This window comes from Oceanobacillus sp. B139/18, from assembly GCF_055524595.1.
On sequence record NZ_JBVFXI010000005.1, the window covers coordinates 269,513 to 296,278 of the forward strand.

The window sequence follows — 26,766 nt, forward strand, 5'->3', positions numbered from 1 at the left end:
TGGAATCTTGTGATGAATGGTTCATTTCAAAAAAACCTTTGCTACACTTATACAGCCAGGAAAGTCTTTCCTTTCCTAGCTGCCAAATAACTCAAACAGATGCTTTCTTGCAGTCCGGCTGACGGGAATCGTTGTCTGCTTTTTATCACGTAATGTGATATTGCTAGCGCCATTAAACCATGGTGTAATTTCCTGAATATGATTTAAATTAACCAGATAACTGCGGTGCGTTCTAAAAAAAGCATGACCTTGCAGTTTCTTTTCCAGCTCCTGCAATGACATTCTGCTGTAAATTACCTTGTCCTCTGTATGAATTTCCAACACCCGATTATGCGGCATAGCATAATAAATCGCATCCGGAGACAGAACAATCGTCCGGTCATCATTGTCGATCAAAAGCTTTGCTGAGGAAGTCATCCCTTGGTTGGACGGTCCCTCCTCTTTGCTTTTCAATTGCTGCATGCGTTTGCGGAGCCGGTTCATCGCCATTTGAAACCTTTCTGTATCATATGGCTTCAGCATATAATCTACTGCCTCTATTTCAAATGCTTCCACAGCATAATCCTCGTATGCCGTAGTAAAAATAAATAACGGCGCTCTGATGTAGGCAAGCTCCATTATTTTCTTGGCTGCAGCTACACCGCGCATGCCTGGCATATGCACATCCAGAAAAATAACATCCGGTTCATACTCCTTATACAATTCAACCAGCTGTTTTCCTGTCTCGGCACTCGGCAGAAGCTTGACGTCTTTTTCCTTTTCCAATAAATAAATCAATTCTTCCCGTGCCAATTGCTCATCTTCCGCAATCATCGTATGAATTTTCATCATAAATCATCTTCCTTTCTAGTGTTCACGGCTGGAATGGTAAAATGGACCTCACTCCCGCCACCAGGTAAATTCCGCACATGCAGCCTCGATTCTTCCCCAAGCAGATTGATTAAACGCTGATTCACATTATACAAACCCGTTCCGCCATGCGGCTTCCCTGTCAGCACTTTCTCTCCTGCCTGCAGTAAAATTGAATCTGGAAACCCTTGACCATTATCCTGGACACTTATTTTTATCCATTTGCCGACCTGCTCCATCTTCACATCCACTCTTCCCCCCTCGGAAACATGTTCTAATCCATGTCTGACACTATTTTCAACAAGCGGCTGAATCGATGACGGCGGAATCAGCAGATGTGACATTTCCTCCGGCTGTATAAAATGGATTTGCATCCTCCCTGTAAAACGGGTCTGGATAATCTCGATATACGCTTTTACATGCTCTGTTTCCTTTTCCAATGGGACAAGCTGTGTTGATACAAGCTTTAAGTTAAAGCGCATAAAATGTGCCAATTGCACTGTAATATGCCGTGCTTTTTCAGGTTCCTTGCGAAATAAGGCAGCTATCATATGCAGGGTATTAAATAGAAAATGCGGATTGATTTGTGCTTGCAAATTGCTTAATTCTGCATCACGTGTATGCAGTTCAAGACGTTCTGCTTTGATTGTTTTTAATTGATTAGCAATCAATTGACCGAGACCCTCCGCCAGCATTAGCTCAACCGGACGGATATGCTGGGGTTTGCGAAAATATAATTTGATCAGCCCAATCGTTTGCTGTGCTTCCCAGATTGGAATAATAATCACAGCCTCTAATGGGCATTTTTTATGCGTACATTGAATTTCTGCTTGGGAATAAGCGACCAATATCTCTTTGGATTCTAAGGCTTGATGTGAAATTTGAGTGATTAACGGATTTCCAATTCGATGATGATCGCCTCCGAGCCCTTTATGCGCCATTACTTCTTTATCATTTGTTACGGTAACAGCAGCTAATTTCAAACGCGCATAAAATAAATCAGCAATCCCTTCTGCCTTCTTCTGAAAGGATTCTTCTTTTAAAAAAGGCAACGCCTCCTCCGCAATCGTTAATGCCTGCCTCGTTGCAAAGGCAGCTTCATTTTCCTGCTCTCTGAGGACAATTGCAATCATTGCTGTAAAAATAGCAATGGCTATACTGTTGGATAAAACCACCGGTAAACCAATCGTGTTGATCAGCTCTACCATGGTTCGATCCTGTGAATCAAAAATAAGCAATAAATGCATCAATAAAATTGGAGGAAATATTCCAATGAACAAAGCTTTTATCGGTGATATAACACGCTCCTGCGAGAAAAACCGTGCGGTAAATCCAGCAAGCAGACCGGTCAGCGGATTTACAAGACTATTAGCCATAAAACCAATCCCGCCCAGGAAAAACAAATGCGTACCAGCAATAATTCCTGCTCCCAGACCAACCGCCGGGCCTCCTAGCAGCCCCGCCATGACAATGGCAACTAAGCTGGAGCTTACCACCATCTGGTCTGCTTCCACTTCCCAGACAAAAGCATGCGTTACCGTAAAGTCACTGCCGATAACGACACCTGTTAATGTTCCGGCAATTCCAAAAATACCAAACACACACGCATGAATTCCTGCCATTTTAAAACTGAATTCGCGGTAAAGCAGCGACCGGAAGCCCGGAATGCGTGTAAGAACAAAGGCAATGACCAACAATAGACCTAAACGTTCGAATAAAACCATTGTCAAATCCATCATGAACGATTTCTCCTTCCTTCTATCCCGGTTTGGGCCTGCAGGTAGAAGGATGCAAATGGAACGGTATTTTCCTTATTCCGTGATAAAACAGCTCCCAAATACGCCCCTAAAAATCCGGCAGGAATCGCAATAATCCCTGGATTATAAAGAGGGACAACAGCCTCAGCAGCTATCCATCCGCCATCCGGATTCATCACATGCGGACCTAAGAATAAGAGTATCAGAGACACAGTCAGCCCTGAGAGCATCCCCGAGATTGCTCCTGTTTGATTGAAGCGCCGCCAGTAAATCGTGAATAAAAGGACGGGCAGATTGCTGGAAGCTGCCACGATAAATGTTAACGAAACCAAAAACGTTACATTCATATTCCGCAATCCAAGTGCAAGCAGTGTAGACAGCAGACCGATAAAAAATGCGGTCCAGCGCGCAGCACGTAGACGTTTCTTTTCCGAAGTGTTTCCTCTTTTTAAGATATGGAAATAAATATCATGAGAGAACGCAGTCGTCGCAGAGATAACCAAACCAGCTACCACAGCAACAATTGTAGTAAACGCAATGGCTGCGATAAACGCCATTAAAAAATCTCCGCCTAAGCTCTCCGCTAATAATGGCGCAGCTAAATTTCCAAATGGATCGAGTAGCACCAATTCTTCAAACCCTACCAAAGCAACAGCGCCAAGACCTAAAACGAGTGCAATTAAATAAAATGCACCAATAATCCAGCTTGCCGTTAAAAGAGATTTCCGCACTTCTACGGTATTTCTGACAGTAAATAAGCGGATTAAAATATGCGGAAGCCCGGCAGTGCCCAGTATTAACGCAAGATGTAAGGAAAGCGTTTCCAATGGATTGTTAAATAAATGCCCCGGCAATGAAAATTGATCTCCTAAGGGCGATCCAAGTGTAACCTGCTCTAAAAGATTCCGGATACTCCAGTTAAATCGCGAAAATACAATCAGTGCCAACAAAAATGTACCGGACAAAAGCAGCACTGTTTTAACAATTTGTACCCAGGAAGTAGCGAACATTCCACCGAAAACAACATAAATCGTCATTAATATTCCGATGATCAGAACGGAAGCGGAATAATTAATATCTAACAATAATCGAATCAACAGCCCGGCGGCCACTAATTGCGGAATCATATAAAAGATGGAGATAATTAAAGCTCCGACAGCCATAATCCCCCGCATTTTATAGCTTGGAAAACGTGCGCAAATAACATCTCCTAATGAATACTTTCCCAAACGATGTACCGGCTCCGCAATAAAAAATAAAACAATTAAATAGGAAACTAAAAAACCAATCGCATACAAAAAGCCATCAAAGCCGTTAATCGCAATCGTTCCGACAATACCCAAAAAGGAAGCAGCACTGATATAATCTCCTGCAATCGCCATCCCGTTTTGCGTCCCTGTTAAACTGCCGGCAGCAATATAGAACTGATTGGTCGTTTTGCTTTGCCTCGCCGCCCAATAGGTAATAATCAGGGTGCAAATAACAATGCAGAGAAAGAAGAGCAGATAGGTAATGTTCATAGATTCACCTTCCATTTTCAAGGTAGCTATTTCACAGAATGACTCTATTGCTAACCTGATTGGTAACGTTTCAAAATATGTAAAAATTGTTTAAATTTCATCTTTTCATTTACTATAAATTGTATATTATGCGAGAAGAGAAGTAAAGGTGTGCTTATCGGCTGATAACGTGTATTTTATTCAAATAAAAACCCAATAATATCCGCTTATTTCAAGCTTTATTATCGGGCTTTCACTCTATATTTTTTGTTCAAATAACTATACTTCCTTCATCTTGACTCCAGCCGAATGGTCATAAGGAAATTGACTGCCATCCTTTCCTTCAAACTTTTCCCGATTCTTCCAATATCCGAATGTGCCCACCGTATCACGATACGCCATCCGTTTGATAATCTGACTTCCAGTTAAATCCCCGCCGTCTGTACGCTCCAGCTTTACCCCGGCTGCCCTGTGGCCCAGCGTCTGCCCGCCGCATTTTAACTGTGCGTATTCCAATGACCACATAATCAGCGTCGGGTTGACTAAATTAAAGAATACCGGGCTCTTGATTTTCTTTTCCAATAGACTCTCTGTTGCCAAAGTAACTGTTGTGGATACGGTTAAATCAATTAGATAAGCTTTCAACCTTTTTTTCGTGATAGCCTGCATCTTAACCACCTCTTTTCTTTTTATCCTATTAAAAGACTTGGAAGGTGTCTATTTTTAACTCCATTGCTGGCCTTCAAGAAAAAATATATGTTATTTTTGATAGCGTAAAGCTCCTTCTTATGCCTTTCCTTTCACGCAAAATACTATAATCTATCATTAATTAGTGCTACAATAGAAGTTGAGAGTTACTTCAGACTATTTTTTAATAGCCGATTATTGGCTCAACTAAAAAAGGAGTGAAAGTGATGCAGCAAAATCAATTAGAAAGAATGAAAAATGACAAAGGATTTATAGCAGCACTGGATCAAAGTGGAGGAAGTACACCAAAGGCTTTGGCTGCCTATGGAATCCCGGAAAACGCCTATCAGGGCGAAGATGAAATGTTTGACCTGGTTCACGAAATGCGGACAAGAATTATTACATCACCTTCCTTTAATGCCGATCAAATTATTGGCGCGATTCTTTTTGAACAAACGATGGACCGTAAAATCGAAGGAAAGTACACCGGCGATTATCTCGCTGAGGAAAAAGGAATTGTCCCATTCTTAAAAGTCGACAAAGGCCTTGCAGAAGAAGCAGACGGCGTTCAGCTGATGAAGCCAATCGATAATTTACAAGAAACATTAGAGCGTGCCAACGATCGTCATATTTTTGGTACAAAAATGCGCTCTGTGATTAAAGAGGATAACCGGGAAGGTATTAAAAAAGTGGTCGACCAGCAATTTGAAATTGGAAAACAAATCATTGCTGCCGGACTGGTACCGATTATTGAACCGGAAGTAGACATTCACAGTCCTTCTAAAGAAGACAGCGAAGAAATTTTAAAAGCAGAGATTTTAGAGCATTTAAACCAGCTTGATTCGGATCAGTTGGTTATGCTTAAGTTATCCATTCCAACACAGAATAATTTATATAGAGAATTAATTGATCACCCGAATGTTGTCCGGGTTGTTGCATTATCTGGCGGTTATTCTACAGATGATGCAAATGCGAAGCTAAAAGACAATAAAGGACTTATTGCCAGCTTCTCCAGAGCATTAAGTCAGGATCTAAACGCAAATCAATCTCAAGAAGAATTTGATGCAGCATTGAAAAAAGCGGTTGATTCTATCTATGAAGCTTCTATTTCTTAAGAATTAAAAAAAGGTTATGAGCAGACATTTTAGTTAACTGCTCATAACCTTTTTTATTAACTCGTCCAAATAAACATATGCACGATGGTAAGAATAATCCCGCCGGCAAGATAGGATAGGAGGACCCATGGAATAATCCAGCGGAACCAAGTAGTCCATGGAATTTTAGCAATTGCCAAGGAAGCCATCAATACTCCCGATGTAGGCGTAATCGAGTTGGATATCCCATCCCCCAATTGGAAGGCCATTACCGCAGTCTGTCTGCTTACCCCGGTAAGGTCGGATAATGGTGTCATAATCGGCATGGTTAAAGCAGCCTGTCCGCTCCCTGATGGCACTAAGAAGTTTAGAATACTCTGGAATACATACATCCCTATCGCAGAAAAAGCCGTAGGAAGCTGGCTTACCAGATTGGATGCCGCAAATAGAATCGTATCAATCGTATTACTTTCCTCTAAAACAACTAAAATCCCGTAAGCAAAACCGACAACTAACGCTCCGACAATCAGCTCTTTACAGCCGTTGATAAAGGATTCGGCGATTTGATTCACACGCAGCTTGCCGACAAAACCGGCAATCACTCCCATAATTAAGAACAGCGAAGCAATCTCCAGAATAAACCAGTCAAAATAAATTACTCCGATAGCCAAAATAATAATCGTTGCTACTAATAATCCAATAATAACAGCTTGTCTGCCTGTCAGTTTTTTATATTGTCCATCTAAAGAATCATCCAAATTTCTTTGTTTATCAATCTTGTACATTAAGCTTTTCTCTGGATTTTTCTTTACTTTTTTCGCATAAATCATAACAAAAGCTATACTAAATGCAACAAAAATAATCCACATAGCAAAGCGTATCCCCATGCCAGAGAATGTCGGCAGCTCGGCAATCCCTTGTGCTACCCCGACTGTAAATGGATTCATAAAGGATGCTGTAAAACCTGCGCCAGAGCCGATAATAACCATAGCCGCTCCAGTTAAAGAATCAAAGCCTAATTTCATTGCTAACGGAACTAAAATCATAATAAATGGAATCGTTTCTTCTGACATCCCAAACGTCCCGCCGCCCAAAGCAAATAGCGTCATGATAACAGGAATCAGATATATTTCTTTATCCGCCATCTTCATTGATAGATTGGCGAGCCCTGTTTCGATTGCTTTCGTTGCATTTAAAATACCAAAAGCACCGCCCACAATAAAAATAAAGAAAATAATGTCTGCGCTTTGCGTCATTCCTTTATGTACCGTTTGAAAGACTTCAAAGAATCCAGTCGGGCTTCCTTCTGCTTCATGATATGTGTCATTAATAACAACCGTTCTTTCAGTCCCATTGACGACAGTTGTTTCCCGTTCGTATTCTCCAGCTGGAATAAAGTATGTCATTACCGCTGTAATAATAATCAGCCCAAACATGAGAGCAAAAACATGCGGAAATTCCCATTTTTTCTTCTGCTTCTGAGAGTTCTCCTCCGCCGTATTTACATTTCCGCTCATAGTAACCTCTCCTTTTGCCTGTTTTTAAAATAAAAAACAGGCAGTTTACTACTTTGTTAAAGAAATAAACTACCTGTTACAATGAGACCTTACCTCATTCTACCCTTACCGATTTTCAAATTCTTGTTTAATCGCATGTAGTAAATCTTTGTTGACTATAATATCATACCCAGTATGTGCCAAAGCCAGTACTGCATCATGAATTGCTGCTTCCCCATCTGGCGTGATTGTTTTTTCTGCAAACTCCTTCGTATGAAAAACAAGACCCGGCTCATTTAAACCGGCAAACGGATGGATCGATGGAACAACCTGACTGACATTCCCCATATCTGCTGACCCTGTCGCCGGAACAGCCGGATATACAGGATTCACACTATACGACTTCATATGCTTCGTAAATGTGTCTGACAGCGCTTGGTTTGTAATCATATTATCGTAGCTTAGCTCATAGTTGGAAATCTCTACCGAAGCGCCTGTCATCAAGCAAGCTCCTTCCGCAATATTTCTTACCTTCTCTCCAAGCTCATCCACCAGCTTCCGTTCATTGGCACGGATATAAAATTGTGCTGTAGCTTCTGCAGGTACGATGCCTGCTGCTTCTCCGCCTTTCGTGATAATGCCATGGATTCGCACATCATCCGGCACATGCTCCCGAAGCGCGTTTATCCCATTAAATAATTGAATCACAGCATCAAGAGCATTGATTCCCTGCTCCGGGGATGCCGCTGCATGGGCTGCTTTTCCTGTAAAATCAAACTGAAGGGCATCCATGGCCAGCATCGGACCGCTTTCAGAGGATACATCGGCGCCATGCACCATCATCGCGACATCAATATCTTCAAACGTCCCCTGCTCGCTCATCGGCACTTTTGCACCGCTTGTTTCCTCTGCAGGCGTGCCTAAGACAACGACCTTCCCGCCAATTTCTTCTATATGCTGACGTAGTATGACACCAGCTCCTACAGCAAACGCAGCAATTAAATTATGCCCGCAGCCATGTCCGATGCCAGGCAGCGCATCATACTCTGCCAAGTAAGCAACGGTCGGCCCCGGCTTACTGCTTGTATACTCTGCGCGAAAAGCAGTCGGGCGATCAACAATGCCTGTCTCTACTTCAAAATCATACGTCTTTAAATAATTAACCAGTAACTTCATCGATTCAAATTCTTGATCTCCCAGCTCTGGATTCTCATATAATTGATTGCTGATTTGATTCAGCTCTTCTTGGATAGCTTCATAGTTTTTCTCTAATGACATTTGCTGATAAACCTCCTCATACTGAAAAAATAATTATATCACAAATGTATTTTCATGCAAAAATATGCGTTGTTATGCATTATAACATAGTTCAAAAAGGAATGGTCGAAAAACAGAGAAATAGGCTGTTTATTTTTTATTATTTTTAAAGAGAAGCCGTGCTCTGATTATGTTTATTCAAGAAACAGTCCATAGAGGAACCTTTCCAAAATATGCAATAAAAGCCTGTATTTTTTGATTTTAATTATGTATAATAAGTTTTATTCTCACTCATTTTTAAAGGAGCTATTCATCCATGCCTATTTTGCCTTTTCTTACATTTGTTTTTGTCAGCAGCTTTACCCCTGGTCCAAATAATTTTATGGCCATCTCTTTCGCAAACCGCTACGGATTTAGAAATACCATATCCTTTTGTATAGGGGTAGGAGCAGGCTTCTTTCTTATCGCTTTACTTTGCAGCTTTTTCAATCGGGCACTTATTGAAGTCCTGCCAGTTATTGAAACACCGTTAAAATTCGCGGGTGTATTCTATATGCTCTATTTAGCTTATAAAACATTTACCAGTTCAGGAAGCAAGCAGGAATCTTCAGCCAAAGCAGATAAAAATCTGTTTATCATTGGTACACTGATGCAATTTATAAATCCCAAAGCGATTCTCTATGGCATTGCCGTTGTGTCTACATTTCTGCTGCCCTATTACCAATCCTATTTCAGCTATATCCTATTCTGTCTTTTCTTAGGGATTGTCGGTATTTGCAGCTCAATTACCTGGAGCCTGTTTGGTTCTGTTCTTCACAATTTCTTAGACCGTTATCAGAAGGTCTTTAACATAGTTATGGGCTTATTGCTTGTATATAGTGCTTTTGCTATTTTGATAGGGTGACTATTTTCTTCAAAAAGATTAATTAAAACTTAAGAAGGAACCTTGTGCCCTCCTTATTAATTCTGTTTATTTTTTATAATATCTTTTTCAAATTTCTCCTCTGCAACATGGAAGGAAATTTTAAAAATTAAAAAAGCTAAGTAACATTTAGATTTAACGTTACTTAGCTTTTCATCTATTTACTATTAAAAGATGGAACTCATTTCTTTCCCTTTTTTCCTGTCTTCGTCCGATAAAGGTTTTTTCAAGAAACCTAAAATAAAACAGGTAATAATTGAACCTAACAGAATACATCCAATATATAATAGAGGTTTATTACTGGCTATCGGGATTACAAAAATCCCTCCATGCGGTGCTCTTAAAGAGATATCCAATGCCATACAAAGCCCCCCACCTATAGCAGCTCCAATGATATTTGCTGGTATAACTCTTAGAGGGTCTGCTGCAGCAAACGGTATTGCTCCTTCAGTTATAAAACTGGCTCCAAGTACATAACTAGCTTTTCCAGCCTCTATCTCTTGACCAGTAAATCTATTCTTAAAAATTGAAGTTGCCAGGGCAATTCCAATTGGAGGAACCATTCCACCAACCATTAATGCAGCTGAAGGCTCAAAAATATTTGCTGCAAACATTGCTAAACCAAATGCTGATGCTGTTTTATTGATAGGCCCTCCCATGTCGGAAGCCATCATTCCTGCTAATAAAGCTCCTAAAATTGCAGCATTAACTCCAGTCAATCCTCTTAACCAACCCTCTAAAAATTCATTTAATGCTGACATCGGTGTATTTAAAACGAAAAACATAAAAGCTCCGACAATTAATGTACTTAATAAAGGCACAACTAATATAGATATTAACCCTTGAAATGACTTTGGTATTTTCCTCATAGACTTAGCAATTAATTTTGCAGCGAAACCTCCTACAAAACCGGCAATCATTCCTCCAAGGAATCCTGCCTCCCCTATATTTGCCATCATTCCACCAATCATTGCAGGTGCTAATCCCAGCTTACCAGCAATACTATAGCCTATAAATCCCGCTAAAATTGGAACCATTAATGCAAAGGCTGCTTCTCCTCCAACTTGGCTAAAGAAATGTGCAATAACATTATACTGTTCACTATCCGGATCTGCGGCATAAATTCCAAACATAAAGGATATAGCTATAAATATTCCGCCAACAACAACGAATGGAATCATGTAGGAAACGCCGCTCATAATATGCTTATAAAATTGTAATCCACCCTTATCACCAGAATCTTCTGCCTTTTCTTGTACAACTTCTGCATCATTTTCACGCATTTCTTTTATATTATATGACAGCGCTTGATCAATTAACTCATCTGCATGGTTAATAGCTTTTTTTACAGTCGCATCTACATACTTCTTTTCTTTAAATATAGAAGTATCCACATTCACATCATGCGCCAATACAATAGCATCTGCATCTTGAACATCCTTCAAAGTTAATCTATTTTCAGGTCCATTGGCACCATTCGTCTGTATTTTCGCTTTCATTCCTCTTTTTCGGGCTGCTTCTTTTAACGCTTCTGCTGCCATATACGTATGTGCAATGCCCGTCATACATCCCGTAATCCCGATTAAATATTTATCGCTATCATTTTTATCTATATTTTCGCTCTTTTTTTGTTGTTCATATTCTGTTATAACTTGAATGATTTCCTCTGTAGATATTGCAACCAGCAACTTCGCCCGAAAGGTTTCATCCATCAAGAAAGTGGATAGCCTTGATAACAATTCAAGATGATCATCAGAAGCATTTTCAGGTGCAGCAATCATAAATATAAGATTCGTATGCTGACCTCCGTAATCTATCCCTTCTAGTGTTCTACCAAATATAATAGCAGGCTTTGAAATTGTTTTGCTTTTAGCATGAGGAATTGCGACACTGTATCCAACAGCTGTAGATATTTCTCCTTCTCTTTTATAGATTGCCTGTTTAAATTCTTCTGGATTACTAGTAAGGTTATTGTCAGCCAATCTTCCTACCAATTCATCAATTACTTCATTTTGATTTTTCCCATTTATATTTAAAATGATATTATCTTTCGTGAGAATATCAATAAATTTCATTACTCTCCCTCGCTCTACTATTTATTTATAATAAAGGTTCGCATGATTTGTAGAATTAAATAAATCCATTTTTTTCTTTACAACTTCTTTTGCTGCACTACGAGCGCCCGGCATAATCACATCTGGTTCATAAGCACCTTGATTACTAGTTAAGAAGTTGCGCATTTCTTGGAAAAAAGCATTTTTCATATCTGTTGAAAGATTGATTTTTGAAACACCATGTAAATACGTCTGAGAGATTTCTTCATCTTTATTGTCACTTCCCCCATGAAGAACCAAAGGAATTGCTACTTGCTGATAAATTTCTTTTAGCAATTCTAATTTTAATTCTGGTTTTCCAGCATGTTTATATTGCCCATGAGAAGTTCCAATAGCCACAGCTAACGTGTCAACTCCTGTTTCCTCGACAAATGTTTTTGCATCCTGAGGATCGGTATACAAGATTTCATCTGCTCCACCCTCTGAACTATTATCATTGGATCCAATTGTTCCTAATTCAGCCTCCACGGATACATCCACAGCATGTGCCAACTGCACCACTTCTTTTGTAATCGCTATATTATCCTCAAAAGAAGCATGAGAAGCGTCTATCATCACAGAGGTAAAGCCATTTCTAATAGCTCGCATCACATCTTGAACGGAAGCGCCGTGATCTAAATGAATAGCTATCGGTATAGAGGTGCGCTGACAAACCTCCCTAACATAAGCAGTAAATTCATCTCCTAGCAATTCTATTTCGTTAGGATGAATTTGTATGATAGCAGGTGCCTTTTTTTCCTCAGCTGCTTCTATCACTACTCTTACAAACTCACTATTAGCTACATTATAAGATCCTACTGCAAATTGATTTTCATAAGCTGTTTTTAATAAATTTTTCATATTTAATAACATTTTCATCACTCCAAGTTTTTTAAATTTGATTCCAACAATTTACGAATTCCTCTTTTGTCTTCATTTGAACAAGCTTCTTAACATCAGTTATGTTTTTCGTTTTCTGAAAGAACTCCGTAAATATATATTCATTTCTTTCTACATCATTAGAAGGTAAATAAATAATAATTAACTGAACAAATTCGTTTCCCCATTCAATTGCTTTCTGATTTATACCAATGATTACCTCCTCTTTATATTCCTGTATCTCAAAATAAGGATGCGGAATAGCTACTAAATTACCCATAGATGTATAAGACATTTTTTCTCTTTTCATAACAGCTTCAATAAAATCTTCTCGCTGATTGCTTTTAAGCAGTTTTTGAATCACTTGATCTAGATTATTTTCGTCTATCCAATATATATTGGCACGTTCTATAATAGAATTTTGAGATTCAAGAAAAAATCGAATCTTTTTTATCTCTCCATTTTGAAGCCCGTTTTGAACCATAATAACTTCCTTTTCAGTTTTTGGAGTAAATGCTAAATCGATGCCGATATACAAACAGTTCTCATTAAAAGCATAGTCTTGAGTACATTTCTCTATTTTATAGATTTCCAATTCGTTAAAATAAGTTGCTATTTTTGATGAAAGAAGTTTTGTACGCTCGTAATTTCTGTTGTATAAAATAATTGTCTTTATTCTTTTCTTATCTTGAGATTCGAAAATATTTTGAATATGATAAGCTAAATAGGCTATTTCACTATCATGAATTTCAACATTGAATTCTTTTTCAATCTCCAATGCAATATTCGAAGCGATGCTAAATGAGAAAAAATACTCTGATTTTGTTTCCTTCACAAACGGATTATAGATAAGCAGGTTATGTGATACCGGATAAATAATTCGGTAAATATGATTTAAAATATTAGTTTTAAACTTCTTTTGAGAATAGGTTGGTACTTGGTAAACCTGCTCTATATTGAATAATATCTTTTCAATCTTTTTTACAGTATGCAGGTCTTTGTTCTCTATCCTAGGCTCTTCCAAGTCTAAGTGTAGCGACATTAAATAATTTGTTAAATAAATGCATTCATTTTCTGAAGCGATGGCATATTTGAGAATACCGTTACAAAAAGCTCTTGCCACTTCAAATTCTTTGAATTCTTTAAACTCTGTTTCCTCACTTAATTCAATAGCAGCATGGTTGCCGCGTTCTATTCGTGAAATCATAATAATCAATTGAACGGAGATCTTTTTATACATCAAAAACTCTAAGTTTAAATCAAATTTTATATTAATTTCTTCTACTAAGTTTAAAACACGTTCTATAACATCTTCATGAATCCAATCACAGAAGTTCTGTGTTAAAAAGTCTTTGTAGACCTCCTTCTTTACAGAAATAGAAGTGAAAAGTTTTTCCAATAAAACACGTTTTTGTATTTCTGTGCCGACCAACACAATACCTTTAAATACTTTTGTATCTATTGCAACATCAATTCCCAGCTTATCCATATCTATTGTTAATTTCTGAATTCTGCTTCGAATTGTTTGGGGTGAATAGAAGAATTTATCCGCAATTTCATCATAAGTAGTATAATCATCTCTATTCATTAGAAATTGGATAATTTCAAAATCCAGCAACGTCTCTTCCAAATCAGTTTCATTAACTGTCAACATGTTTATATCATCCGTTTGAAGCTTATAGCCTTCCGGGGAAGAAACAATAGAAATTTGATTAAATTTTTCATTTATCTCCTTGATATAATTTCGAATCGTTCGATCTGTTACTCCAATAGCTTCAGCGATTTTCACAGCTGGTATATACTCTTGTTCCTGAGTTGATAGAAAGTTAATTAATTGATTGTGCTTCTTACTCACCTTAATCCCAACCTTCCTATACATCTAATTTATAATATAATTTTAGTAGTCGCTATATTAGGTAAATTTCCTATAAGGGAGGAAATTTATACTGTAGGCGTTTTCATTAAAATGGATTTTGTTTGTTTTTCTCAAAATAATTTTTGCAGAAATAAGAGGATTTATCACAGGAAGAATGAAAACTTTTACAGACGGATCTTTGGTTGCTATCTAATAATTAAAAATCCTGATCCAAACCATTACCAGCCTTGCATCATCTTCTCTCTTTAGTACAATGTATAGTAAGAACATACATCAGAGCGAGGAGAATGATTATGAAAAGAGCTATCCGGCTTATTTTGGGCTTCTCACTGGGAGTACTGATCTATTTTTTAATTTTTAATTAACCGCCCTTGTACATCGTTTTTACTGTAATGAAAAAGCCACGTCTCTCTCCTGAAAGACATGGCTTTTTCATTACTTATCTACTTAATCGTCCCTAAAACATTTAACAAATTCTTCTTAAATCGTTCACGATCCACTGCTTCACAAACACGGACATTGGGCGTTTTCTCCAGACGGTTATTGATATCCACCAGACTGTAACCTCTGGTAAGCTCGCCCTTTGTTTCGACATCTACATAATAATCATGCGCTTCCGTCATAATACTCTCATCTGCCGCAATCGCCACTAACAATGTATCCGGATGCGTTGTCCCATTCAGCCGGTGTACAGATTTATTAAACTGCATCACCACTTGATTAATATCTATAAAAAATTGGGAACCAGCTGTTTCCAGACCGGCAATTTCCGCATGGTCCTCGTCATCCATGATGGAATAATCGATACACATATCCCAGCCAACCATTGTAATCGGAATGCCTGAATGCAGGACAAGTCTTGCCGCTTCCGGATCCACATAGAAATTATACTCCGCTGCCGGTGTGATATTCCCTAATGTATTATTCGTACCACCCATGATATAAATATGCGGAATATCCTTGATAATCGAAGGGTCCTTCTTGATGGCCATTGCAATATTCGTTAGCGGCGCAATCGCTAATAAACTCACTTCTCGCGGATATTCTTTTACTTTCTCAATGATAAAATCAACCGCATGTCCTTCCTCCGGACGCTGTGCTGCCTTTGGAAAATGCGCACCGCCCATGCCATCATCGCCATGAACGTCTTCTACAGTCCGGTGCTTTTCCTGCCCTGTTGCAAGCAGCGGCCGTTCCAGACCTTTATAGACAGGAACCTTCTCTTCCGGATTAGCGACCTGAATCGTATACAGCGCATTTTCCACCTCTTGATTAAACTCCACATTTCCGCCGGTTATCGTTACACCCTCCACTTTAAAATGATGCATTGCGGTCAAAAGGGCAATCGTGTCATCCCCGGCTGTATCAGTATCAATAATGATTTTTCTCATCTTATTTCTCCTGTCTGGCTAATGCTGTAATATAACCAAAGAACGCATCCCGGTCCACTTCATAAACAAACTGAACAGGGCGTCCAGCCTCTGAAATTTCTGTTTTTCCCTGACTGGCTCCGTTCGGGTGAACAATACTCTTCACTTCTTTTTTCTTCACCAGATCCGGTTTTCCAATCGTTGCAGTCGTCAGAACATCCCACAGGAAGTAAGTTGAATTTGTTTGAAAATGCACGAGCGGTGGTACCATTGCATAGCACTGTCCAAGGAAATCAATCCCGATATCCCGGCGTTCAGCAGCCCAATTATCTCTGACATCGGTCGTCAGCGGAACCATATTCGTGCTTTCCAAAGCAATTAAGTCAATCTCAATCGAGCTGTCCCATACCTTTTTCACAGCCTCTGGATCCCAGAAGGCATTCCATTCGGCAGTTCCATCATGCTCCGGCTCTTCCACATTTCCATTTTCTAAGAATGTTCCGCCCATCCAGACAAGCTTCTCAATTTTTTCTTCGATATCTGGAGCGATTTCCAAAGCTCTTGCTAAATCGGTCAATGGGCCGACAAACACAAGCGTTACTTTTTCATCACTTTTACGAAGCACATTCACCAAATGCTCGTGTGCCGCTTCTTCCGCAAGCTTTGCTTCTATCTTTCCAGACTCGTTTAATAGAGGCAGGGCATCTACAAAGAATGCATGCATGCGCCAGTCTTTAGGAAAGGGATTTTTGCCGCGGGAAGTGGATGCAGCCACTTCTACATTCTGTCCTTTTCCAAAACGGTCAATAATTTTACGGCTTGCATATACAGCAGGCTCTAAATAGCAGTCAGCCGGAATAACGCCAACGCCAGCCAGCTCCACATCTTCCATCTGTAATAATAGAAACAAGGAAATTAAATCATCTACTCCACCGTCATGGTTTAAATAAACTTTCTTTTTCATAGATAAACTCCTCTTCGACTAAAGTTTCAAGAGCAACCAACGTACCCAAGCTCTTTACCACCTAGCATACCATGACTGAACAAAAGATAATATTTTTTTGAAGAGCCGATTCGTACATTTTCTCCTTGGTGGTTAATCCTTTTGATGGGTGGAAGAATACCTTGCTTTCCGGACATTTTTCACCCAGGCGCGGTCCTCGTCCATCATTTTCTTTGCTGCAAAGACTGTCAGAATCTGAATAATAATAATCGGTATTCCCATCAGTCCCGAAAGCACTTCCAGCGGAGATAAGCCGCCTACACTCATCAGCGTCAAAGCAAGAACCGTAATCAGCACTGCTACTAAGATTCGTAATGATTTATACGGTGTAGACTTTGACATATCCTGATTAGACATATAGGTTGCTACGGTATAGGTTGTTGAATCTAATGTAGTAATCAGGAATATCGTCGCGATAACCGTAAAAAGAATCAGAACAATCGCTGAAATCGGCAGCGAACTTAAGACAGCCGGAATCGATGCCTCAATTCCTTGATTCTGCACAATATCCAGCACTGGCAAGGTAGCTGTCACTTGTCTGTGAACACTTAATCCGCCGAGAACTCCTGTTGCAAGCCAAGATAACAGCATAGGCGCCATCAGATATGTCAAAATCATTTCTTTTATCGTTCTGCCTTTCGACACAATCGCTGCAAATACACCGTGAAGCATAGCCCAGGTTGCATTATAAGCAAACCAGAAAACAGTATGACTCTCAATATGTGTCCCGCCTTCTAAATCCAGCGAATTCGTATATAGTGAAAAATTCATATAATTAGAGATTAAATAGCGTAAGGAATCTGAAAAGAAATTCATGATAAAGATTCCCGGTCCAATGACAATAATCAGGACAGCAAAAGCTCCTGCCAGATACATATTCCATGTGCTTAATCGTTTGATGCCTTTATCAATCCCGACATAAGCACTGATGGAGAAGCCCAAGACCCATACCAATGTAACAATAAGAGTAAAAGGAAAGGTGACGTCGATATTCAATAGTTCTGCCAGGTTATACGTAACAATCGGTGTACCAAGACCTAAGGTCACTGCACCTCCGGCCAAAATACTGACTAAGAAAAGAACGTCAAGGACAATACCGCCAATTCCGTCTGTAAATTTGTCACCGAATATCACGCGGCACGCTTCTGAAATACGCATTCTCGGTTTCTTCCGGACATACAGCAGATACCCCATTGCCGGGGCTACCATCACAAAGACGGCAAAGGTCTGGAAGGTCCATAAAAACATACTGTAGGAATTCCCGGCAAGAATCGCTTCCATCGATCCCGCATCCAGACCAAACGGCGGATCATTCGCAACCTCGCTCCATTGCGTCAAACCTGTCCGCATAACGGTTGAACCAAGACCCATGGCAATTAAAATAGATGCATATTCAAATAAGCTGTATCTCGGTTTCTGTGCCGGATCACCTAAAACTACTTTTCCATACTTAGAAAATGAAAATAACAATGCAGCTATCACAATGAGAAAGGCGTACCATAAATACCCCCACTTAAAGGTATCCACTAATGTATTAAAAATATTATCCAATAATTCCATGGACTCGCTCGTGTACATTGCAAATAAGGCACTGATAATCGCTATAATTACGATAGAAGGGATAACAATTTTCTTCTCAACGAAGCTTTTTTTCTTCTGCCGTTTCGGCACGTCCATTTTAATTTCTCCTCTCTGTTACTTTTTGATTAGAAATATATTTATTAAGATGGCGTTTGCGTTCACGTCTATGTAATTCCACAGAAGAAAAATTCCAAAACCTACGTATGGCAAAAAAATCACGTTACCATATTTTGGTTAATATATTGATTCATTTTATCCCCTCATCTCACTTGCCAGCAATAAACTGTATACTGCATCTAAACAGGGTGTATCCAAGCCGTACGTTTGACTTTTTTCATATAAATACCCTTGTATATAAGCTGTCTCCATTGTTTTTCCGGCTATAATATCATAATACATACTTGTCCCCATATACGGCGGGTATCCGGCATAGATGCGCATGATTTCCTCTGTAATTCCCTCTTGAAAATGGATCCCCTCTGCCACAGCAATAGCTACGCCTTCCTGGATCAATCGTTTACATAAGTGCTGTATTTTTTCCTCTTCTAAAATAAGCGCTGTATTTCTGCTTAGTGCAGTAACAGAGTTGATTGCGAGATTCACGAGGAGCTTATACCAGACCTCATAACGATAATCCGGGCTTAATCGGATGTCGAGGTCACTTGCGGCAATCACCTCTTTTAATTTTTTCGTCACTGGATTTTCCGGTAAAATCAAGATTCTGTCACGAAAATGCGTAACAACCTGCTCTTTCTTCTGTGCGCTAATATAGACAACCGCCTGGTATGCATTGGGAATGTGAAATTTATCCAACTGTCCATAACCATTTTGACAAAGAATACAGACTGTATTTTCATGCGTCAGCTTATCTAAATAAGGCATAATCCCCTCCAGCTGTGTTCCTTTCACAGTGATAAATAAATAGTCAATCACTGTTTCCGCTTCAGAAATAGCTTCGACAGGAAAAGCAGCCGTTTCCGATGCGGACGCTCTTTCTATATAAACTTCCCCTGCTTTCCTGCCCAAAAAAGTCACCTGATAGCCGCTGATATGTAATGATTCCCCGATAACAGAACCAACGGCACCTGGACCGATAACTCCAAATGTATCCATTTTTAATCCTCCACCTTTTCCTCAAGCTAATAACTTGCCATTGTGAATCTATACAGATAATTTTATAATAAGAAGAACAATAAAAATAGTAGGTGATTTAGAAGTGAAATTCCTTCATGATTTCATGAACATGAAAAGTAACGGAGAAAAAATGACAATGCTTACAGCGTACGACTACCCAAGCGCGAAGCAGGCAGAGCAGGCTGGAATAGAGACGATTCTTGTCGGAGACTCTCTCGGCATGACCGTCCTTGGCTATGAAAGCACAGTCCAGGTGACGATGCAGGACATGAAACACCACGCGAAAGCCGTACGCAGAGGCGCAAGAGATACCTTTATGGTCGTTGATATGCCCTTTGGAACAGTTGGTATAGATGATAAAACAGATATGGAAAATGCGGTGGAATTATATCAAGAAACAAATGCGAATGCATTGAAAATGGAAGGAGCTCATACTGCTCCCTTAATCAAAAGATGCACCCAAAGCGGCATCCCGGTCGTTGCTCATCTCGGACTGACGCCGCAGAGCTTCGGTATCACCGGCTATAAGCTTCAGGCAGCATCCAAAGAAGCAGCTGAGGAGCTTATTGCAGATGCCAAGCTGATGGAACAAAGCGGAGCCGTGATGCTGGTATTAGAAGCTATCCCAAGTGACCTGGCAGCGACCATCACAAAAACGTTATCCATTCCGGTTATCGGCATTGGCGCCGGGGCAGATACAGATGGACAGGTCCTTGTTTATCATGATGTGTTAAACTATGGCGTCGACCGCAAACCAAAATTTGTGAAGCGTTATGGAGACTTTACAACAGGTGTAGATGCATTAAAAGCTTATCATGAAGAAGTAAAAGCAGGATTGTTCCCTTCCCCTGAATTTACGTATAAGAAACAAATTATGGATGAGGTAGACGCATGACGCAACGAATTACAACAATACAAGAAATGAACGCTATCATACGAACATTAAAAAAAGAACAAAAGCAAATCGGTCTGGTACCTACAATGGGCGCCCTACATGATGGCCATTTAACGATGGTAAAAACCTCGTTGAAAAACAATGATGTCACCGTCGTCAGTGTATTTGTAAACCCGCTTCAATTTGGCCCGAATGAAGATTTTGATGCCTATCCCAGAGATATCGAGAGTGACCAGGCAAAACTAGAACCGCTTAGTGTTGATTATGTATTTTATCCAAGTGTAGAGGAGATGTATCCGGACCCGCTGGCTATTTCCTTAAAGGTAAACCGCATGGCTGAAGTGCTGGAAGGAGCAAATCGTCCAGGACATTTCGACGGCGTTGTAACGGTCGTCAATAAGCTGTTCAATATCATTCGTCCCGATTTCGCTTATTTTGGTAAAAAGGATGCCCAGCAGCTTGCCATTATTGAAAAAATGGTTGCCGACTTTAATCACCCCATCGAAGTTATCGGTATTGATACGATACGGGAAGCAGACGGTCTTGCCAAAAGCTCCCGCAATGTCTATTTAACCGAACAGGAACGAAAAGAGGCCGTTCACTTATACCAAAGCTTAATCAAAGCAAAAGAATTGTATGACACCGGCGAAAGAAACAGCGCGGTTTTGATTAATACCATCCAAGCCCATCTAACCAAAAACACTTCTGGGAATGTAGAGGATATTGCTGTCTACAGTTACCCGGAGTTAGTGGAGCAGCCGCAAATCACCGGTCAGATTTTTATATCCCTGGCTGTGAAATTTTCCAAAGCCAGATTGATTGATAACATTATTTTAAAAGGAGACAACCATGATTAGAACAATGATGAATGGCAAGATTCACCGCGCACGCGTGACCGAAGCCAACTTAAATTATGTCGGCAGCATCACGATTGATGCCGACATTTTAGATGCTGTTGATATCCTGCCAAATGAAAAAGTGGCTATTGTAAACAATAACAATGGGGCACGCTTGGAGACCTATGTCATTGCCGGCGAACGCGGGAGCGGAAAAATCTGCTTGAACGGTGCAGCAGCCCGGCTCGTACAGATTGATGATGTGATTATTATTATCTCTTATGTGCAGTTAGATCAGGATGAAGTAAAAACACATACACCTAAAGTGGCTGTGATGAATGAGAAGAATGAAATTGTGGAATTGATTGAAGAGAAGGAAAATCAGCTGGTTTTATAATTGCTGCTTTGAAGGATTTGCCGATTGGTAAGTCCTTTTTTTGCAGTTACTTCACATTTCCCAGAGTCCTCTAGAATCTACACAAATTAGTCATTTTATTTTCCTTCACAGGCAGGAATTATATTGTAAAATAGAAGTAATCTCTTATGAAAAAACGTATTGGCTGCTTTTCTTGGCAGCATTTCATTTAAAGCTGAAGTAGGTGTTATGATGAAAAAAGCATTTTTTGTCAGCTGCGGATCCTTATCACTGGGACTGGGTATCATCGGTATAATTTTACCCCTATTACCTACGACACCATTTTTATTATTATCTGCAGCATGTTACGCGAAAAGCTCAGAAAGATTATATCATTGGCTGCTTGAAAATAAATATTTTGGCTCTTATATCAAAAATTACCGTGCAGGAAAAGGCATCCCATTAAAAATAAAAATCACTGCTGTATCGGTTTTATGGTTATCCTTATCCTTTACCATCGTTTTTGTTGTTCCACTCGTTGCCGTAAAAATCCTGCTTGCACTGATTGGAGCCTACTTTACAGGATTTATCCTGAAACAAAAAACACTTCAAAAGCATGCTGTCTAGAAATGGCGTACCTGTTGCCATAAAGGATGGCATGCTGTTTGTATTTGGAGGTGACGGACAGTATGACATTTTATGAAATACTCGTATTTATACATATCTTTTCTGCCATTTTAGGGATGGGACCTGGTTTTGTGATGACGCCAATTGCTAAAAAGGCTTCTAACATGACAGAACTGCGGCATGCGTATGCCCTCCGTAACAAATTGCATCAATTCGTCATGATTGGCGGTACCTTGTTACTCGTTACCGGATTATGGATGGGGTTTTTAAATACATACCTCTTTCAGCAAGGATGGTTTTGGATCAGCCTCATTCTTTTTTTACTTGCTCTCGTGTCTGGTCCGACGGTATTAGTTTCCAGCTCTAAGCCGATTAAGGCATTGTTGAAGGAGCATAAAGGAGAAGACATTCCAGCAGAATACTTCATTTTGTCTAAACGGCTATTTTTCTATGAGCATCTTATCAATACGCTGTTTTTAATTATTATTGCATTGATGATTACCAAGCCTTTTTGAGTTTTATGGAAAAGGGGGTATTTTTCTATCTGACTGGGATTTCCTCAGTCTTTTTTCATGTTTGAAAAAGGAAAGATGCGGGGTACTTTTATATAAAAGGAGGTATATAGTGGGAAAAAGTATAAAGATAACTCTATCCGCTGTCATTTTAATTGGAATCATCGGCGCCGTTTATTATTTCTTTTACTACACTTCAAACATGACAATGGATGAAGTCATTTATGAAGAAAGCATCGACAGTAATGAAGACGGTCTGGATATGGAAGCAGGATGGTTTGATTAAAAACTTTAAAGCCATGGGGCATAACCGTAGTGCTTTAAATATGTATAACATCAAAAGAAGAAAATAATCTTAAATACTTCTTTTGATTGGGTTTGTATATATTAATAAAGGGAAGTAAATAAAAAGGATTAATTTAAAGAGGGAACATGTATCGCCTATTTAAGGACGCTTGCAAAAATATTATGCGGTGCAATCATAGGATTTACATTACTTCTCATCTATCATTGGTTGACTGACCTGGCGCTTGCTCTTCAAGACACAGTAACGACCGGGATTATTGCTATAGTTTTAATTTCTATTATAGGAATAATTTATACATTTATAAAAAATAAAGTTACTGATTAGCTTTTTTCATGAATTTCCCAATAGTTAATGTAAATGAATAAAAATTTAATTTTAAGACTGTAAACCCCAACTCTATTTACACCTATTCTTTTTAAATCACCAACTATTAAATTTTCATGAATTAAGAAGGAACTGCTACACAATCGGTTACCCTGATTATGCAAAAGCCCCTTCTTCTAAAAATAATTCTACAGTCGCTTTAACAATTCCGCCGGTTCCACCAGTTACAATAGCAATTTTCCCATCTAGTTTACCACTCATTTGGATGCCTCCATAAAATGATTCCTATCGTTTCACCGTAACACTTCACAAATATTCCTACAAATAGTAAGGGTTCTATCAGCTTCATCTTGAGCAAGTATCATCTTGAATGAAATGCAATCAATTTACAGAGAATAATTAGAGGGTATACAATAAAAATAGGAAAACATTTAACTTCTTGGACAAAGTTATAACGAATCACTTGAATAGGAGAGGATTTCACATGAAGTCTACTTCAGAAAATAAATTACAAGGAAGCAACAATCGCTCCTTTCTGCTCTATTTCATCATAACGGGATTTATCACCACCATCTTATCTTTCTTTTTCATGGGGAGAGCTATTGCTGAGGGAGATAATGATTATTTTGGCCTGAATTTCTTTTTACTCATTGCTGTCTGGGGTTTGGGAGCAATTTTATACTATTTATTTAAAATTAAAAGAGTCGGCCTCTTTATTTCAATCCTTCCCATTGTTTTTTATATATGCAGGTTTATACTCTCTTTTTTCATATAAAGTGAAACTGCAATCAGCGGGGTTTTCTTTTCATCCCCCACTGCGATAAAATATACCGTCGACTTTATAAAGGAAAAGCAGCGTACTCTCTATTGGGAGTACGCTGTTTTTCCACAATACTTCTTCTTAAAACAATTCCTGAGAAGATACAGATAAGTGAAGAAGGTTTTATTCTATATTCCTAGCCCTTCACTTGCTTGTTCTCTCTCCGCTTTTCCCGTTCAGATAAAATATACGCACATGCCGCATCTCCAGAGATATTAAGAGATGTTCGCAGCATATCAAGAATACGGTCGATACCAATAATTAATGCGATACCCTCCACAGGCAGACCGACCTGATTCAGCACCATGGCCAGCATGATCAAACCAACTCCCGGCACACCAGCCGTACCGACACTTGCTAAGGTAGCAACAAGCACGACCATTAAAAGATCAATCATCGTAAGCGGCAAATCATATACCTGGGCAATAAATACGGTCGCAACAGCCTGCATAATTGCCGTACCATCCATATTAATGGTTGCTCCCAGCGGCTGGACAAAGCTGCTGATTTCTTTTTTTACACCAAGATTTTCTTGTGCAGCTTTCAACGATACAGGAAGCGTTGCATTGGAACTGGCTGTGCTAAATGCTACTGTCATCGCAGGAAAGAAGCCTTTATAGAATGTAATTGGATTCCTTCGCCCCAAGAACCAGATAGCCAGAGAGTAAATAAGCAACGCATGTAGAAGCAGCCCTGCAATAACGGTTAACATATAACTTAACATGGAATCAACTGCATCCAGGCCGGCACCGCCAATTGCTGATGCAATAAGCGCAAAAGCACCATATGGAGCAAATCGCATTACCAGCATAACAAGCCAGCCTAAAATATCGTTTGCTTGTTCAAATAAGTTAAAAATACCTTTTGTCTTTTCATTTAAATAAGCTAAGGCCACCCCGATAAACACGGCAAAGGCAATAATTTGCAGCATCTCCCCAGCAGACATAGCCGCTATCGGATTAGCCGGAATGATACTAACTAATGTTTCCATAATCGGCGGTGCCTCGCTCGGTGTAAAGTCACCCAGGTTAGATGTTTCAAATATACCCGTTCTCCCTGGCTTTACCAGGTAAGCTAATGCTAAACCGATACTGATGGCAATCGCCGTAGTTGTTAAAAAGAAAGTAATCGTAAAAACACCGATTCTCCCCAATTTTGCCGGCTCGCCAAGACCTGCCGTCCCCAAAACAATGGACACAAATACCAACGGGACAACCAGCATCATAATGAGATTAATAAATATTTGACCAACCGGGTCCAGCACATATCTGTCCAAAGGACCAAAAAAACTTTCAGGAGCAAATGTCAGAGCCATCCCGGCCACGGCACCAGCTACTAATGCGATAAGTATATTTCTGGTTAGGTTGTTAGCTTTCATCATCAGACACCCTCTCTAATCAAATTGAACTCCACAAAAAAGAAAGCGCTATCATAAAATAAAAAGCTAAATGATTCCATTTAAAGCCTATCACCTGAAACGGTCGCTGCCAGGTTCAACTAATAACTACATAAAGTATTAAAATTTGTTTCCATATAACCAAAAAAATGTAGCCCCACTCTAGATGACGAGTGTTTCTACATTTTATGAATATCTTTTGTCATATATTCCGGTTCTAATCATTAACATTTAGAAAATGCTTATCTGCTCTCCAATGGTTTTTATTAATATAAAACATTAACCAATCTGATTCACGAGTTTTTTAAATTATTCAGCTTATACTGGATTGTTACTACTCCAGTTCCCCCCCAAAAAACTACTTAAACCGAATCACATAAGCATCCAGAAATATCCGGGCCAGCACCTGCAGCGGCAGACGCGAACGCACCTCATAGTCCGGGAAAAAGCTCTGCTTCGACTTATAGCCCAGCAAATTAATATCACATAACTGAAACAGACTGCTTTCCTTATTTGTCGTCAGCAAAATCGTTTTTACATTATTTCGCTTGCAAAATTGTGCCGCTTCTACTAATTCTTCTGTTTCCCCATTTAGCGATACAAAGATAACTAAATCATCACGCGTAAACTTTTTTGATTTAATACGAATAATATTCGGGTCGGTATGCTCTTCACAATGCTTTTCCAGCAGCTGCAGTTTCACCGCCATCTCATTGGAGATATGCTCCGAGAAGCCTCTGGCAAATATCGTAATTTTTTTACTATATTTCACTGCAACTAAAGCATCTTCGATAATGGAGGAATCCAGATAATTAATGGTATTCGTTACTTCCTCCTGATTCTTGAAAATAGCAGATTGGATTTGAGAATCAATATTTTTTATTTTCTCCAATGCTCCCGGGAATTGCTGTGACTTCTCAGAAACAAATTGAAATTTAAAATCTGTAAACCCCCGGTAGTGGAGTTTTTTCATGCATCGGACAATCGTGGATGTGGAAACATTTGCTTTCTCACTTAACTGGGTGATGGAAATCTCCCCCATTGTCGCATGATGTGATTCAATATAATCCAATAAATGCTTGTCACTGCTGCTTAATTCATTGTAATAATGCTGAATCCGCTGTTGGAAATTCACGCTTAACACCCGCCCTTTTCGAATATCCTTTTGAAATCTTTTTCATCTATTTTCTAACTATA

23 protein-coding genes are annotated in these 26,766 nt (G+C 39.4%); 8 read left to right on the forward strand and 15 right to left on the reverse strand.

Features of this window, described 5'->3' with window-relative positions; all coding sequences use genetic code 11:
• Window positions 1-75 precede the first annotated feature (75 nt).
• From ACZSMY_RS16195 to ACZSMY_RS16210, 4 genes are all read right to left on the reverse strand, one after another.
• Complete coding sequence (locus ACZSMY_RS16195; RefSeq protein ID WP_332094075.1) at window positions 76-831, reverse strand: LytR/AlgR family response regulator transcription factor; 756 nt, start codon at window positions 829-831, stop codon at window positions 76-78.
• Window positions 828-2,588: a LytS/YhcK type 5TM receptor domain-containing protein gene (locus ACZSMY_RS16200; RefSeq protein ID WP_193064467.1), complete on the reverse strand. Its 1,761-nt coding sequence runs from the start codon at window positions 2,586-2,588 to the stop codon at window positions 828-830. The genes ACZSMY_RS16195 and ACZSMY_RS16200 overlap by 4 nt, the downstream gene beginning before the upstream one ends.
• Entirely contained in the window at window positions 2,585-4,126 is a 1,542-nt protein-coding gene (locus ACZSMY_RS16205) for a solute symporter family protein (RefSeq protein ID WP_289584490.1), read from the reverse strand. The genes ACZSMY_RS16200 and ACZSMY_RS16205 overlap by 4 nt, the downstream gene beginning before the upstream one ends.
• Window positions 4,127-4,384: 258 nt before the next feature.
• A complete protein-coding gene (locus tag ACZSMY_RS16210; RefSeq protein ID WP_042529060.1) occupies window positions 4,385-4,774 on the reverse strand; it encodes an RDD family protein in 390 nt (129 codons plus the stop codon).
• 245 nt (window positions 4,775-5,019) lie between these two features.
• Here ACZSMY_RS16210 and ACZSMY_RS16215 point away from each other — a divergent pair, with 245 nt between their 5' ends.
• On the forward strand, window positions 5,020-5,907 hold the full coding sequence (locus ACZSMY_RS16215) for a fructose bisphosphate aldolase (protein ID WP_042529058.1): 888 nt from the start codon (window positions 5,020-5,022) through the stop codon (window positions 5,905-5,907).
• A 56-nt stretch (window positions 5,908-5,963) separates the two neighbouring features.
• Here ACZSMY_RS16215 and ACZSMY_RS16220 read toward each other — a convergent pair whose 3' ends face one another.
• Both ACZSMY_RS16220 and ACZSMY_RS16225 read right to left on the reverse strand, forming a co-directional pair.
• Window positions 5,964-7,403 carry a YfcC family protein gene (locus tag ACZSMY_RS16220; protein ID WP_042529056.1) on the reverse strand — a complete coding sequence of 480 codons (1,440 nt, stop codon included), beginning with the start codon at window positions 7,401-7,403 and terminating at the stop codon, window positions 5,964-5,966.
• A 105-nt stretch (window positions 7,404-7,508) separates the two neighbouring features.
• Complete coding sequence (locus ACZSMY_RS16225; protein WP_212929254.1) at window positions 7,509-8,660, reverse strand: M20 family metallopeptidase; 1,152 nt, start codon at window positions 8,658-8,660, stop codon at window positions 7,509-7,511.
• 295 nt (window positions 8,661-8,955) lie between these two features.
• Here ACZSMY_RS16225 and ACZSMY_RS16230 point away from each other — a divergent pair, with 295 nt between their 5' ends.
• Window positions 8,956-9,543, forward strand: a complete 588-nt coding sequence (locus tag ACZSMY_RS16230) for a LysE family translocator (protein WP_212929255.1) — start codon at window positions 8,956-8,958, stop codon at window positions 9,541-9,543.
• A gap of 185 nt (window positions 9,544-9,728) precedes the next feature.
• On the opposite strand, the gene ACZSMY_RS16235 is transcribed toward ACZSMY_RS16230, so the two are convergent.
• The 7 genes from ACZSMY_RS16235 to ACZSMY_RS16265 all read right to left on the reverse strand — a co-directional run bounded on the left by ACZSMY_RS16235 (window position 9,729) and on the right by ACZSMY_RS16265 (window position 19,476).
• Complete coding sequence (locus tag ACZSMY_RS16235; RefSeq protein ID WP_289584491.1) at window positions 9,729-11,636, reverse strand: PTS fructose transporter subunit IIABC; 1,908 nt, start codon at window positions 11,634-11,636, stop codon at window positions 9,729-9,731.
• A gap of 21 nt (window positions 11,637-11,657) precedes the next feature.
• On the reverse strand, window positions 11,658-12,527 hold the full coding sequence (locus tag ACZSMY_RS16240) for a ketose-bisphosphate aldolase (RefSeq protein ID WP_212929257.1): 870 nt from the start codon (window positions 12,525-12,527) through the stop codon (window positions 11,658-11,660).
• 19 nt (window positions 12,528-12,546) lie between these two features.
• A complete protein-coding gene (locus tag ACZSMY_RS16245) occupies window positions 12,547-14,388 on the reverse strand; it encodes a BglG family transcription antiterminator (RefSeq protein WP_256705298.1) in 1,842 nt (613 codons plus the stop codon).
• A 464-nt stretch (window positions 14,389-14,852) separates the two neighbouring features.
• Complete coding sequence (locus ACZSMY_RS16250) at window positions 14,853-15,800, reverse strand: nucleoside hydrolase (RefSeq protein ID WP_465147978.1); 948 nt, start codon at window positions 15,798-15,800, stop codon at window positions 14,853-14,855.
• Between the two features lies 1 nt (window position 15,801).
• A complete protein-coding gene (locus ACZSMY_RS16255; protein WP_465147979.1) occupies window positions 15,802-16,743 on the reverse strand; it encodes a nucleoside hydrolase in 942 nt (313 codons plus the stop codon).
• A gap of 132 nt (window positions 16,744-16,875) precedes the next feature.
• Window positions 16,876-18,459 carry a BCCT family transporter gene (locus ACZSMY_RS16260; RefSeq protein WP_465147980.1) on the reverse strand — a complete coding sequence of 528 codons (1,584 nt, stop codon included), beginning with the start codon at window positions 18,457-18,459 and terminating at the stop codon, window positions 16,876-16,878.
• 156 nt (window positions 18,460-18,615) lie between these two features.
• Window positions 18,616-19,476, reverse strand: coding sequence for an oxidoreductase (locus tag ACZSMY_RS16265; protein ID WP_465147981.1), 861 nt, complete (start codon window positions 19,474-19,476; stop codon window positions 18,616-18,618).
• A gap of 103 nt (window positions 19,477-19,579) precedes the next feature.
• Here ACZSMY_RS16265 and panB point away from each other — a divergent pair, with 103 nt between their 5' ends.
• The 6 genes from panB (at window position 19,580) to ACZSMY_RS16295 (ending at window position 23,008) form a co-directional block, all read left to right on the forward strand.
• Window positions 19,580-20,392: a 3-methyl-2-oxobutanoate hydroxymethyltransferase gene (gene panB / locus ACZSMY_RS16270; RefSeq protein ID WP_425313013.1), complete on the forward strand. Its 813-nt coding sequence runs from the start codon at window positions 19,580-19,582 to the stop codon at window positions 20,390-20,392.
• A complete protein-coding gene (panC, locus tag ACZSMY_RS16275) occupies window positions 20,389-21,249 on the forward strand; it encodes a pantoate--beta-alanine ligase (protein WP_042529040.1) in 861 nt (286 codons plus the stop codon). The genes panB and panC overlap by 4 nt, the downstream gene beginning before the upstream one ends.
• Entirely contained in the window at window positions 21,242-21,625 is a 384-nt protein-coding gene (gene panD, locus ACZSMY_RS16280; RefSeq protein WP_193064459.1) for an aspartate 1-decarboxylase, read from the forward strand. Before panC ends, panD begins: the two co-directional genes overlap by 8 nt.
• A gap of 207 nt (window positions 21,626-21,832) precedes the next feature.
• Window positions 21,833-22,210: a YbaN family protein gene (locus ACZSMY_RS16285; RefSeq protein ID WP_455725719.1), complete on the forward strand. Its 378-nt coding sequence runs from the start codon at window positions 21,833-21,835 to the stop codon at window positions 22,208-22,210.
• A 62-nt stretch (window positions 22,211-22,272) separates the two neighbouring features.
• Entirely contained in the window at window positions 22,273-22,725 is a 453-nt protein-coding gene (locus tag ACZSMY_RS16290; RefSeq protein WP_042529036.1) for a DUF2269 family protein, read from the forward strand.
• 109 nt (window positions 22,726-22,834) lie between these two features.
• Window positions 22,835-23,008: a hypothetical protein gene (locus ACZSMY_RS16295; RefSeq protein WP_175296991.1), complete on the forward strand. Its 174-nt coding sequence runs from the start codon at window positions 22,835-22,837 to the stop codon at window positions 23,006-23,008.
• 1,301 nt (window positions 23,009-24,309) lie between these two features.
• Here the strand turns inward: ACZSMY_RS16295 and ACZSMY_RS16300 are convergent.
• Both ACZSMY_RS16300 and ACZSMY_RS16305 read right to left on the reverse strand, forming a co-directional pair.
• Window positions 24,310-25,554 (reverse strand): dicarboxylate/amino acid:cation symporter, encoded by a 1,245-nt coding sequence (locus tag ACZSMY_RS16300; protein WP_435891028.1) that lies wholly within the window; start codon window positions 25,552-25,554, stop codon window positions 24,310-24,312.
• Window positions 25,555-25,927: 373 nt separating this feature from the next.
• A complete protein-coding gene (locus tag ACZSMY_RS16305; RefSeq protein ID WP_042529032.1) occupies window positions 25,928-26,704 on the reverse strand; it encodes a MurR/RpiR family transcriptional regulator in 777 nt (258 codons plus the stop codon).
• Window positions 26,705-26,766 lie beyond the last annotated feature (62 nt).

Coding starts and splice junctions, on each gene's coding strand:
- ACZSMY_RS16220 (WP_042529056.1), bottom strand. CDS start 7,403: ATGAGCGGAAATGTAAATACGGCGGAGGAGAACTCTCAGAAGCAGAAG.
- ACZSMY_RS16300 (WP_435891028.1), bottom strand. CDS start 25,554: ATGATGAAAGCTAACAACCTAACCAGAAATATACTTATCGCATTAGTA.
- ACZSMY_RS16255 (WP_465147979.1), bottom strand. CDS start 16,743: ATGAAAAAGAAAGTTTATTTAAACCATGACGGTGGAGTAGATGATTTA.
- ACZSMY_RS16230 (WP_212929255.1), top strand. CDS start 8,956: ATGCCTATTTTGCCTTTTCTTACATTTGTTTTTGTCAGCAGCTTTACC.
- ACZSMY_RS16215 (WP_042529058.1), top strand. CDS start 5,020: ATGCAGCAAAATCAATTAGAAAGAATGAAAAATGACAAAGGATTTATA.
- panD (WP_193064459.1), top strand. CDS start 21,242: ATGATTAGAACAATGATGAATGGCAAGATTCACCGCGCACGCGTGACC.
- ACZSMY_RS16205 (WP_289584490.1), bottom strand. CDS start 4,126: ATGAACATTACCTATCTGCTCTTCTTTCTCTGCATTGTTATTTGCACC.
- ACZSMY_RS16260 (WP_465147980.1), bottom strand. CDS start 18,459: ATGGACGTGCCGAAACGGCAGAAGAAAAAAAGCTTCGTTGAGAAGAAA.
- ACZSMY_RS16195 (WP_332094075.1), bottom strand. CDS start 831: ATGATGAAAATTCATACGATGATTGCGGAAGATGAGCAATTGGCACGG.
- ACZSMY_RS16210 (WP_042529060.1), bottom strand. CDS start 4,774: ATGCAGGCTATCACGAAAAAAAGGTTGAAAGCTTATCTAATTGATTTA.
- ACZSMY_RS16225 (WP_212929254.1), bottom strand. CDS start 8,660: ATGTCATTAGAGAAAAACTATGAAGCTATCCAAGAAGAGCTGAATCAA.
- ACZSMY_RS16235 (WP_289584491.1), bottom strand. CDS start 11,636: ATGAAATTTATTGATATTCTCACGAAAGATAATATCATTTTAAATATA.
- ACZSMY_RS16290 (WP_042529036.1), top strand. CDS start 22,273: ATGACATTTTATGAAATACTCGTATTTATACATATCTTTTCTGCCATT.
- ACZSMY_RS16200 (WP_193064467.1), bottom strand. CDS start 2,588: ATGATGGATTTGACAATGGTTTTATTCGAACGTTTAGGTCTATTGTTG.
- ACZSMY_RS16250 (WP_465147978.1), bottom strand. CDS start 15,800: ATGAGAAAAATCATTATTGATACTGATACAGCCGGGGATGACACGATT.
- ACZSMY_RS16285 (WP_455725719.1), top strand. CDS start 21,833: ATGATGAAAAAAGCATTTTTTGTCAGCTGCGGATCCTTATCACTGGGA.
- panC (WP_042529040.1), top strand. CDS start 20,389: ATGACGCAACGAATTACAACAATACAAGAAATGAACGCTATCATACGA.
- ACZSMY_RS16240 (WP_212929257.1), bottom strand. CDS start 12,527: ATGTTATTAAATATGAAAAATTTATTAAAAACAGCTTATGAAAATCAA.
- ACZSMY_RS16265 (WP_465147981.1), bottom strand. CDS start 19,476: ATGGATACATTTGGAGTTATCGGTCCAGGTGCCGTTGGTTCTGTTATC.